We start from the raw sequence: 11,050 nt of genomic DNA, 5'->3' as shown, positions 1-11,050 counted from the left end.
TATATGGTATATTTGGCACTAAACAGAAAGCTATCTATGGGGGATTTGGGTTTGATTACTATAATTATTATCGGATTAAATGTGTTGATTTCATTTAAGGGTTTTAAGGATACACTTTTCTTTGAAAAATATAAATTCAACTCGGGAGAAATAAAAAGAGGAGCTAAATATCAAATTTTAACATCCGGATTTTTGCACGTTGATTCTTCCCATCTTTTTGTAAATATGCTTACCCTGTATTTCTTTGCAAATGTTGTTTTAAATGATATGGGTTCCCTTGGATTTTTATTGGTATATCTCGCGAGTTTGATTCTGGGTAATTTGCTGAGTTATTTCTTCCATAAGGATGAGGAGAATTACAATGCGGTAGGCGCCAGCGGTGCAGTAATGGGGGTTTTGTATTCTGCAATACTGCTAAGACCGGATATGATGCTTGGCTTATTTTTCATTATTCCTATTCCCGCCTATGTATTTGGAATTGGATATCTTTTATATACTATTTACGGAATGAAACGAAGGCAGGATAATATAGGCCACGATGCTCATTTTGGAGGAGCTGTAGGTGGTTACGTTATAACAATACTATTAGCTCCCTGGGTTTTTCAGCAACATTTATTAATGGTAATCCTACTGGCAGTCCCTATTTTAATCCTTTTTATACTTCAAAAGGCCGGAAAAATTTAATTTGTTAACACTTTGGTTCAAGCTTTGATTAATACCCTAAAATTGGGCAATCAAAACTTGAGTACCCTTGAAATATACAAACAAAAACAACAAATATGAAAACAGTACTTATTTTATTCGTGGCCGTTATTAGCTCTTTGGGATTACAGGCGCAGCAGGTGAATCAGGTTCCTATGGTGATGGTAACCGGAGAGGGAATAGTTAAAGTGGTACCGGACCAGGTTACCATAAAATCCAGAATAGAGCATGAAGGAGATGATGCTGTGGAAGTGAAAAGGAAGAATGATGTGGTGGTAGATAAGGTTATAAAATATTTAAAATCGGAGGGAATTCCTGCGAAAAATATTCAGACAGATTACGTTAATCTGAACAAAAACTATAATTATAACGAGAAAACATATAGTTATGCAGCCAATCAGTCTATTTCAATAGAATTGGAAGATCTTAAAAAGTATGAGAAAATAATGAGTGGTTTACTAAATGCAGGTCTTAACAGGATCGATGGCATACAGTTCAAATCTTCGGAAATTGAAAAGCATAAGAGCGAAGCCAGGAAAAAAGCAGTACTGGATGCTCAAAGAAAGGCTGTGGAATATACCGCTCCATTAAATCAAAGCATTGGAAAAGCGATTTCCATCAATGAGAATGAGGTTAATTATTTTCCGCCAATGTACAGGGGAGTGGAGATGATGAAAGCCAGTTCAGATGGCGGAGATCAGCAAACACTTGCTCCCGGAGAAATGGAAGTTAGCGCTAAAGTTACTATTGGGTTTGAACTGAAATAGTAATCTAAAAAAACTTCTTTGGTATACTAGGGATCATTATTTTACTGATCATTAAATGAAAAAGACCCAAATCGCTTCTAGATTTAGAAACGATTTGGGTCTTTTTTTTTGGATTTGTTTTATAGGTTATTTCTCCAGCAATTCTTTCACTTTTGCATCCAGAGCATCCCCTCTAAGGTTTTTGGCTACAATAATTCCGTTTTCGTCAATAATGAATTGAGCGGGAATCGCCTGTACTCCATAAAGTTGTGCAACAGGTTCCTGCCAGAATTTTAAGTTTGAAACCTGCGCCCAGGTTAAATTGTCATCTTTTATTGCCTGTATCCATTTGTCTTTTTGACCTTCGCGGTCCAAAGAAACTCCAATAATATTAAAGCCCATATCGTGGTATTTGTTATAGACCTTAACAATATTCGGGTTTTCCACCCTACAAGGCTTACACCAGGCAGCCCAAAAATCTATAAGTGTAACTTTTCCCATTGAATCCTTTAAAGAAATTTGTTCTCCCTCCGGATTTGGCGCAGAAAATTCCGGTGCTTTACTTCCTATATCTGTTGCACTCCGTTTGCTAAGGTTATCTTCCAAAGATTTCGCTAATGAGCTCTTAGTTGCATTTTCAGATAAGGTTCCATAGAGTTCTTTTACCTCATTTGCAGAAGCTCCCATATTCATCATATCCGTAAGCACAAGAACAGATGCAAATCTATCCGGGTGTTCTTCAACAAAATTTTTCTTGAAATTCATATCGGTGGTACGCAATTCTTCCTCTTGTTGCTGAAATCCAGCCATTGCGGCAGAATCTCTTGTAGTGGTCATCACCTCACGCATTCCGGTCCGGATTTCCATAACCCTTTTATTCAGGTCTTTTAAATGATCCAGATACGTGTAAAAAACTTCATTTTCCTTTCCTCCATCTACTTTCGAAGTAGGAAGGCTGTCTTTGTAAATTTCAAAATTTATAGGTTCATTTTCAGAAATAAAGATCACATTTCCATTATATCCTTCAACAGAAAGAAAACTAAGATTTGGATGTTCAACTTCTGCCATATCCAATGTGAATGCCCCATTTTTAATTTGAACCGAATCAATTTTTGAAGGTTGCATATTTTGATCTAATTCTGAAACATAAACCATTTTGCCATCTTCAACATTTTTTAGTTCCCCGGAAACGGAGTATCCCTTTTGATCTTCCTGACATCCCAAAATGCTAAGGATAATAATTGCTGTTAAGAACTGTTTCATTTGGTGAAATTTATATTTAGTTGTTGTTTTTAATTTATTCAGCAAAAATACACAACTCCATATAGATAGCTATAGGAAGTATATAAAAAAATGTTAATTTCAAGTGAAAGGAAATAAGGCTCTGGAAGAAAGAGTAATTTTATCTCATATTAAAAGTTTATGAAGAATCAATTAGAGGATTTCCCATTAGATATTAAAATAAGTTTCCATAAAGTTGTTGAGCAATATCAACTTCAGCTGAAAAGTGAACAGAGCAGTATAGCAAAGAATTATATCGAAAATGTGTTGGATTATATCTCCTCATTTCCAAAGCTGGTGGAGGGTATCGATAATCCTGAGGATTTAAGTAAGAATAAAGATGCAATTCGCATTTTGCTTGATGATTTGTTTCCTAATATTTTAAGCAACAACGAAATTAAAGCCGCCTCCCTGCCGTTTCAAAATGTGATTTTTAATTCCTCTAAGCGCTTTAGAAATATCCTTGACAATGCGGGTGATAATTATCAGTTTGAAATGCGCAACCTCAATGAGGATATGTATTATATCTATGGATGCATTCTTGTTCTTAATCACCATTATGGCTATAATATTGATTTTTCCAGACCGCTTTATTACGATATCCCGGACGAAAACGGGATTTTAAAGCACTATAGAGTAGCTCTAAATGCCGATTTTATAGACATCGATCCTGGGGAAGGAGCAAAGGAGATCTCTGAAAAAGATGTAGATGTTCTCATTCAGAATATAGAAGACGTGAGTTTATGGAAAGAAAAATTCCCACCAAAAAGCTGGATATTTAAAGGGTTTACCATCATCAATCTTACCGATGTAACTGTGGACGACGCTATTTCCGATCTAAAAACTACCCTCCTGCATCAAGAGACTTCCAGTCGGGCTGAACTTTTTAGATTTCAGGAAATCTTTCAGTCTATTTTTAAAATCCCCGATCTTAGGGTAGGTTTTACAGTTTTTAATAAACTGGAGAGGACCTTTGAGAGAATGAATAATCAGGATGCCCAAAGTTTTATGCTTTATAAAGAAGCTTCAGCCGATTGTGAAAAGCTTATTTGTAAAAAATCCTATAATCAGCTGGTTAAAGAACAAGGATATTTCACCATCGCCAATGCTGAGGAATATGCTAAAAAGTCGAATAACAATTTGCTGGCTCAAAACTTAAAAGAAAACGATATTAAAAGTTGTATCCTGGCACCAATTGCAGAAGGGCAGGAATTGTTAGGGGTTTTGGAGCTGGTATCTCCCAGGAAAAATGAATTAAACAGCATAAATGCAATCAAGCTGGAAGACATACTTCCTTATATAGTAACAGCGGTAAAACGAAACCGAACCGAATTTGAAAACCGGGTAAAAGCTGTAATTCAAAGTGAATGTACTTCAATTCATCCCAGTGTTCTATGGATTTTTGAAAATGAGGCCAAACAGTTTATCAAGGATCAGGACCAGGACGGGTTGGCTTCTTTTAAGGATATAACGTTTAAAAATGTCTATCCCTTATATGGACAAATCGATATTATTGCTTCTTCAGATGCCCGAAATTCTTCGATTGAAAAAGACCTTCAGTGCCAGTTGGAATTATTGGAAAATATTATAAATGAAGCATACAAAATTGAAAAATTGCCAATTTATGACCAGGTTAGATTCAGAATTGCTGAATTTAGGGCGGAATTGGCAGAAGGTTTGAATGCTTCAAGTGAACAGAAGGTTTTTGATCTTTTACAGCGGGAGGTAAATCCTATTATGGATCATTTGGTTTTACAGTCTAAAGGTTTGGAAGACCTGGTGATGCAATATCAGGCTAAACTGAATCCCGAAACCGGCCTGGTTTACGAGCATAGGAAGCATTACGATGAAACCGTGCAACGTATTAACAGGACTATGGCTCGTTATATAGATAAAAAGCAAATAGATGCCCAAAAGATTTACCCCCATTATTTTGAACGCTATAAAACCGATGGAGTAGATCATAACATCTATATTGGCGACTCCTTAACTTTTAAAAAGCCCTTTAATAAGGTGTATTTGTATAATTTAAGGTTATGGCAACTTGCCACTATGTGTGAAATGGAAAACAGGTTTTACCAGTTACAAAAAAACACCCCAATAAAAATGGATGCAGCTTCTTTGATACTTGTGTTTAACAGCACTTTATCAATTAGATACCGCATGGATGAGAAAAAATTTGATGTAGACGGAACCTATAATGCCCGGTACGAAATCATCAAGAAAAGAATCGATAAAGCCTTTATTAAAGACACAGAAGAACGGATAACCCAAAAAGGAAAAATTTCCATAGTATACTCTCAAAGCAGTGATCAAAAAGAATATTTGAGATACATAAAATACCTTCAAACAAGGAAATACCTTGGGCAGGAGGTGGAGATCCTGGAGCTTGAAGATGTTCAGGGGGTAATTGGTCTTCGTGCCATACGAGCCAATATTTTATACCGCCCCGAAGCAGATGACGCCCAGGAAGCTATTAGTTATGATGGTCTTGTGGATTATTTGAGGTAATAAAAAGCAACCACAAATGCCAATACAGATACTATAATGCCTATCATAAAAACAGTATAGGTAAGTCTAAGCAGTAAGTATTTACGATGTAAAACTTTCCCCAGGGAATGAAGATCCAGCATTAAGGATTCATACACATAATCTTTATCTTGGCTAATTTCCTTTATTCCCCATTTAAACTGCTCAAAAGGCATTTTATGGAAATTTCCGAAAAAGAGTAAATTTATTTCCCTGTTTTCCACCTGTTCTTTTGTAAACTCCCCACTGGTAACATTTGGCCTGGTAGACATTATGGATAGGATGATAGAAGCCACGCTAAATAGTATTAATATAAGCGTTGGATACAATAAATGCTCATTCGTTGTTGCATTCAACTTAGGGATCATATTGGCCAGGGCCAACGATATTATAATCGCATTTACAGACAGGAGAATGTTTGCTTTGGTATCTGCAATATCGCTTAATTTCATATGGTTTCGAAGCGTAATCCTGTATAAACTCTGCAGACTTCGCTCCGGGTTATTATTTTTATATTCGGCTTTTAATTTTGCTTTAGTTTCTTCTTTTTTTAATTTTTGAACTGTCTTATTTTTCTTTTCCAAAAGATCGGAAAGATTAGTGTCTTTTAATGGTTTCCAGGTTTTCGAGGCATAATCTGTATAATACCGATGTTTTTCAGTAAATAAATTAATGTTTTCATTCAACCATTCTTCAGCAGAAAAATTGTGAATATTAAGCAATTGAAGTTCCTGCCTTAAAAATTCGCTTGTTTCCTGGAAATACTCTTTAGCCAGATGCGAACAATCTGCATCTTTTATTATTTTTTCTAATGCTGTTGTTGGTGTTCTATCAAATTTAGTTGCTAAAATGCATTGGGAAACCGCTTCAATGGTTTCCGGATCTACATTGTTTTCCTTTAGAAATTGCCTTGCAATTTTTTCGCTCTCCTCTTCATGACCTTCAAATTTCACAGTATATCCGGTGTCATGAAGCCACGCAGCAAGCAATACAACCTGTTCTTCTTTAACATTTAATTGAGAATTCTCGATTAATTCTTTACTACTTTTGACCACTCTTTGAGTGTGATTGTAGTTATGAAAGATATAGGTATTAGGTAATTTTGCTTTAAATAATTCCAAAACGAAACTATCTACTTTGTCTATTAAATCAGTCATATAATATCGGAATTTTGATCCGGCCAAATTACAAAAAAAAACAGCTTTCAGTATCCTATGAGAAAATACAACATTTTTTTAACCATTTTTGCCATAATCATTCTTGCCGGTTGTTCCACCTCCCAAACTCTATATCGGGATGGGGAACCAAAAAAAAACTTCGGTTATCCTAAAGACAAAAAAATTGAAAAATCATTCTATCTCATTGGTGACGGGGGGTATTCTCTTCCGGGAGGTACTTCTGAAGGTCTTTTGGCCTTAAAAGATTATATGGATTCCGTACAGGTAAAAGAAAATTATACCATTTTTCTTGGTGATAATATCTATCCCGACGGAATGCCTGAAAAAGGCACCAAAGATAGGGAAGATGCAGAGTACCGCTTGGATGCACAGCTGGACGCCATCGAAAAATATGATGGAAATGTAATCGTTATTCCCGGAAATCACGATTGGTATAATAAGGGAATTCCTGGTTTGGAAAGACAGGAAGATTACCTGGAGGAAAAATTGGGCGATCAATTGATATGGTCTCCAAAAACTGGTTGTGGTCTTGAGATCATAGAAATTAGTGAAGATATTCAACTCATTGTGATCGATTCTCAATGGTATTTAACAAATTGGGATAATCATCCGCTGGTAAATAAAGGGTGTTCCGAGATTAAAACCAGGGAAGCGATGCTTCTTGAAGTGGAATCGGAATTAAAAAAGAGTCAGGATAAAACAATTATCATCGCCTTGCATCACCCCTTGTACACCAATGGAGTTCATGGTGGACAATATAATTTCAATCAGCATCTATATCCTTCGCAAAAAAAGATTCCGGTGCCAATATTGGGGTCTTTAGTCTCTTTAATTAGAACTTCAGGTGGAGTTTCCATTCAGGATGCACAAAATGAACGCTATAAATCATTGGTGAAACGACTGGAAACCCTTGGAAAAGATTCTGATAGGCTCCTCTTTATTTCCGGTCATGAACATGCCTTACAGTATATAACCAATGATAATATCAAACAGATTGTTTCCGGATCGGGTTCAAAAGCTACGTATGTGAGTTTAAGCGATGATGGTCTTTTTGCACATCCCGGGCAGGGATTTGCGGTTTATGATGTTTTTAAAGACGGTTCGTCCTGGGTGAGTTTCTACGGAAATGAAAGTAACCGGGCTAAGCTTTTATATCAAAAGGAAGTTCATCCGACACCAGAAGAATTTGATGTTTCAAATTTGCCTGATAGTTTTTCTGAAACAATAACCTCCTCGATTTATGCTGAAGATGAAACCGACAAGAATGAAGTATTCAAAACCTTATGGGGAGAGCGGTATAGGGAACTTTATGGTACTCCGGTAGAATTTAAGGTTGCAGATCTAAACACGTTGTATGGAGGTTTAGAACCAATGAGAATGGGCGGTGGTCATCAAACAATTTCCTTAAGGGTGAAGGATAGTCTGGACCGGGAATATAACTTTCGAAGGATAAAAAAGAGCGCGCTGCAGTATATTCAGGCGGTCGCCTTTAAGGATAAGGCAGTAGAGGAACAATTTGAAAATACCATAGCAGAGGATTTTTTGAAGGATCTTTACACAGCTTCCCATCCCTATGCCTTCCTGGCAATTCCAACACTGGCCTCTGCAATAGATGTTTATCATACCAATCCCGAAGTTTATTATTTGCCAAAGCAAAAGGGACTGGGGAAATATAATGTTGCCCATGGCGGAGATGTGTACATGATTGAGGAGCGGCCGGAAGAAAACTGGAAGGGCAATGAAAGCTTTGGGAAACCAAATCACGATATTGTGAGTACTTCGGGAATGTTTGAGCGCTTGCGGCGCGATGAAAAATACAGTCTTAATGAACCGGCCTATGTTAGGGCACGGATCTTTGATATGCTTATTGGAGACTGGGACCGGCACCAGGACCAGTGGAGATGGGCAGAAATTGAAGATGAGGAAGGAAACAGGACCTTTGAGCCAATCCCCAGGGATAGGGATCAGGTTTTTTCAAATTATGATGGAGCTTTTTTTGGAACGCTTAGAGCACTGGCAGGATTTTCAAAACAATTCGGGGTCTATGGCGAGGACATCAAGGATGTAAAATGGTTTAACATTGCGGCAATAGGTCTGGATAGAGAATTGACACAAAATGTAGGGAAAGAAACCTGGATGGAGCAGGCAACGTTTATTCAGAAGAATATTACAGATGAAATTATTGAGGAGGCTTTTTCAAAGTTGCCAAAAGAGACACAAGGGGAAACGACTACCTCGATTATTAAAAATTTGAAGGCTAGAAGAGAAAACCTATTGGACATCACAAAGCGCTATTACGATCATATGGCCACTCTGGCGATTGTAACCGGAACAGATAAAGATGACCTTATTGAAATAGAGCGCCTGGAGAATGGAGAAACAAGAATTGTGGTTTCCAGGATAAAAGATGGTGAAAAGGCAGATGTGGTAAGTGATAAAACGTATAAAAGAGAGGAAACCAAAGAGATTTGGGTATACGGTCTGGATGATGATGACGAATTTGAGATAACGGGAAATCCTTCCGGAGAACTAATCTTTTTGAGAGTAATAGGTGGTCATAATAATGATATTTTCAGGGTAGCCGATAATAGCGGCCGAAAAGTTAAACTATATGATCATGAAACAAGACCCAATACAGTAGAATCAAAAGGGAATGCCAGGTTAAGATTTAGAGATAATTATGAGCAAAACACTTTCGATAAGGATAAAAAGACTTTTAATTCGGGATCGCTTACTCCCGGATTTGGATATAATCCCGATGACGGATTTAAATTGGGGATTCAAAGTTCGTTTATTACAAATGGGTTTAAGCGGAATCCGTTTACATCTAAACATTCATTTGCTGCAGGATATTACTTCGCCACCCAAGGATTTGATTTAAACTACAATGGGGAATTCGCACTTATTCTTGGTAATTTCAACCTGGCTGTTGGAGCGCATTTCACCAGTCCAAATTTCGCCAATAACTTCTTTGGATTTGGAAATGAAAGTCAGAATTTTGATGATGTACTCGATTTTGACTACAACAGGACGAGAATAAGCAAAATAGGCGGGGAAATTGGGTTTGTAAGAAAATCACCTTTCGGAAGTTATTTTGGATATATGGCTTCCTTTGAAGCGGTTGAGGTTGACAGGACCGAAGACCGGTTCATTACAGAGGAATTCGACCCTGAAGATCCTGATTTTTTCGAACGAAAATATTTTGCAGGATTGGAAGGTACCTATCGTTATGAGAGTTATGACAATAACCTTAATCCCAGCCGGGGGATGAAGTTTGAAATGATCCTGGGTGGAAAAATGAATGCGGAAGAAACTTCCCGCAAATACGGTTACTTTAAACCTTATCTCGAATTTTATAATGCGTTAAGTCAAAACAGAAAGCTGGTTTTAAATTCAAGAGTCCAGGCTCAGCTCAATGCAGGAGATGATTATGAGTTTTATCAGGCTGCAATTTTGGGTGGGAATACGGGTTTAAGAGGATACAGGTTACAAAGATTTTCGGGGAAAAGTGCATTTGCTGCAGGAGGAGATCTTAGATATAGTTTCGATCAATTTAAAACCTCATTTCTTCCATTCCAAATTGGTGTATTTGGAGGATATGATATAGGAAGGGTTTGGGCTCAGGGAGAAGATAGCAGCGTATGGCATGATAGTTATGGTGGAGGGATCTGGGTAAATAGTGCAGAGGCTATTACCGGCAAATTTAGTCTGTTTGGAAGTGAAGAAGGACTTCGGTTCTCCTTTGGGTTTGGATTTAGTTTCTAGATTCTGATTGAGGGATTAACGGGCAGGTTACCCGATGCCTGCCCGTACCGGTCGGGTTTCAGGGTCTATCATGGTGTTGTGTTCTAATCATGTTCGATGCTGAACCAAGTTCAGCATGACATGTTGAGAGCGCATTCCTGGTTCTCACATTTCGCTGGATCGTCACCCTGAGACCCGTGATAAAAAAGTTACCTAGCGTAGGATTTAGAATTTAATGGTAAATGTAAAGAAACACGAGTTAACCTATATAAGTATAGTGTTCTCATAGCTGTGCCTGAGTATGGTTTTGGAAAATATTGTAAGCGATATTAGTGCTCAATTTAATTGATGCCGAATGGTAGTCTGTTGAAGTGCATTTATCGATTTACGCCTGTCACACTGAGCCTGTCGAAGTGCTTATGCCTATAAAAGGGGACCAGTTGTTATAAAATTGTTTGAACATTTCATAGATGCTTCTCAGGCAATCAAGTTTGAAAAAAATTGAAAGGATGGAACAGAAGAAAAAAAGTAGCCTTTTAATTGAAGAAAATTTAGAGTACTCAAAAGTCTTCGACAGGCTCAGACTGACATGCGTTTTCATCCCGAGACCAGAGATAATAAAAATTACCTAACGAAGGAAAACGACGGTTTAAGGCTGATAAATTAAATTTTAATTCATCTTAATTTTCTAAATAACAGCTTGTTGCAAAACACGTCAATGGTAGTTTTTTTCAGGATCTATCATGTTGTTGTTTTCTAATCATGTTCGATGCTGAACCTAGTTCAGCATGACTTGGTGAGAGCGCATTCGTGGTTCTCACATTTCCCTGAAACGTCATCCTGAATTTTCCGGGTACATTTGCATAAATA

6 protein-coding genes are annotated in these 11,050 nt (G+C 37.4%); 4 read left to right on the top strand and 2 right to left on the bottom strand.

Going from position 1 to position 11,050, the window contains the following annotated elements; genetic code table 11:
- The first annotated feature begins 36 nt into the window (after positions 1-36).
- Positions 37-684 carry a rhomboid family intramembrane serine protease gene (locus GILLI_RS03595; RefSeq protein WP_040506374.1) on the top strand — a complete coding sequence of 216 codons (648 nt, stop codon included), beginning with the start codon at positions 37-39 and terminating at the stop codon, positions 682-684.
- A gap of 95 nt (positions 685-779) precedes the next feature.
- Positions 780-1,469: an SIMPL domain-containing protein gene (locus GILLI_RS03590; RefSeq protein ID WP_006987763.1), complete on the top strand. Its 690-nt coding sequence runs from the start codon at positions 780-782 to the stop codon at positions 1,467-1,469.
- A gap of 126 nt (positions 1,470-1,595) precedes the next feature.
- Here the strand turns inward: GILLI_RS03590 and GILLI_RS03585 are convergent, their stop codons facing one another.
- Positions 1,596-2,711, bottom strand: a complete 1,116-nt coding sequence (locus GILLI_RS03585) for a TlpA disulfide reductase family protein (RefSeq protein WP_006987762.1) — start codon at positions 2,709-2,711, stop codon at positions 1,596-1,598.
- 159 nt (positions 2,712-2,870) lie between these two features.
- On the opposite strand from GILLI_RS03585, the gene GILLI_RS03580 reads away from it, so the two are divergent.
- Positions 2,871-5,240, top strand: coding sequence for a hypothetical protein (locus GILLI_RS03580; protein WP_006987761.1), 2,370 nt, complete (start codon positions 2,871-2,873; stop codon positions 5,238-5,240).
- On the opposite strand, the gene GILLI_RS03575 is transcribed toward GILLI_RS03580, so the two are convergent.
- Positions 5,228-6,415, bottom strand: a complete 1,188-nt coding sequence (locus GILLI_RS03575; RefSeq protein ID WP_006987760.1) for a Pycsar system effector family protein — start codon at positions 6,413-6,415, stop codon at positions 5,228-5,230. The genes GILLI_RS03580 and GILLI_RS03575 overlap by 13 nt on opposite strands.
- A gap of 57 nt (positions 6,416-6,472) precedes the next feature.
- On the opposite strand from GILLI_RS03575, the gene GILLI_RS03570 reads away from it, so the two are divergent.
- Entirely contained in the window at positions 6,473-10,201 is a 3,729-nt protein-coding gene (locus GILLI_RS03570; RefSeq protein WP_006987759.1) for a metallophosphoesterase, read from the top strand.
- Positions 10,202-11,050: the final 849 nt, after the last annotated feature.

It is taken from the genome of Gillisia limnaea DSM 15749, from assembly GCF_000243235.1.
In the GTDB taxonomy this organism is placed as follows: domain Bacteria; phylum Bacteroidota; class Bacteroidia; order Flavobacteriales; family Flavobacteriaceae; genus Gillisia; species Gillisia limnaea.
This window is presented reverse-complemented; position numbering and strand designations above follow the sequence as displayed.

What these genes read in the sequence shown, in the direction of transcription:
- GILLI_RS03595 (WP_040506374.1), top strand. Translation starts at nt 37, where the DNA reads ATGGGGGATTTGGGTTTGATTACTATAATTATTATCGGATTAAATGTG.
- GILLI_RS03590 (WP_006987763.1), top strand. Translation starts at nt 780, where the DNA reads ATGAAAACAGTACTTATTTTATTCGTGGCCGTTATTAGCTCTTTGGGA.
- GILLI_RS03585 (WP_006987762.1), bottom strand. Translation starts at nt 2,711, where the DNA reads ATGAAACAGTTCTTAACAGCAATTATTATCCTTAGCATTTTGGGATGT.
- GILLI_RS03580 (WP_006987761.1), top strand. Translation starts at nt 2,871, where the DNA reads ATGAAGAATCAATTAGAGGATTTCCCATTAGATATTAAAATAAGTTTC.
- GILLI_RS03575 (WP_006987760.1), bottom strand. Translation starts at nt 6,415, where the DNA reads ATGACTGATTTAATAGACAAAGTAGATAGTTTCGTTTTGGAATTATTT.
- GILLI_RS03570 (WP_006987759.1), top strand. Translation starts at nt 6,473, where the DNA reads ATGAGAAAATACAACATTTTTTTAACCATTTTTGCCATAATCATTCTT.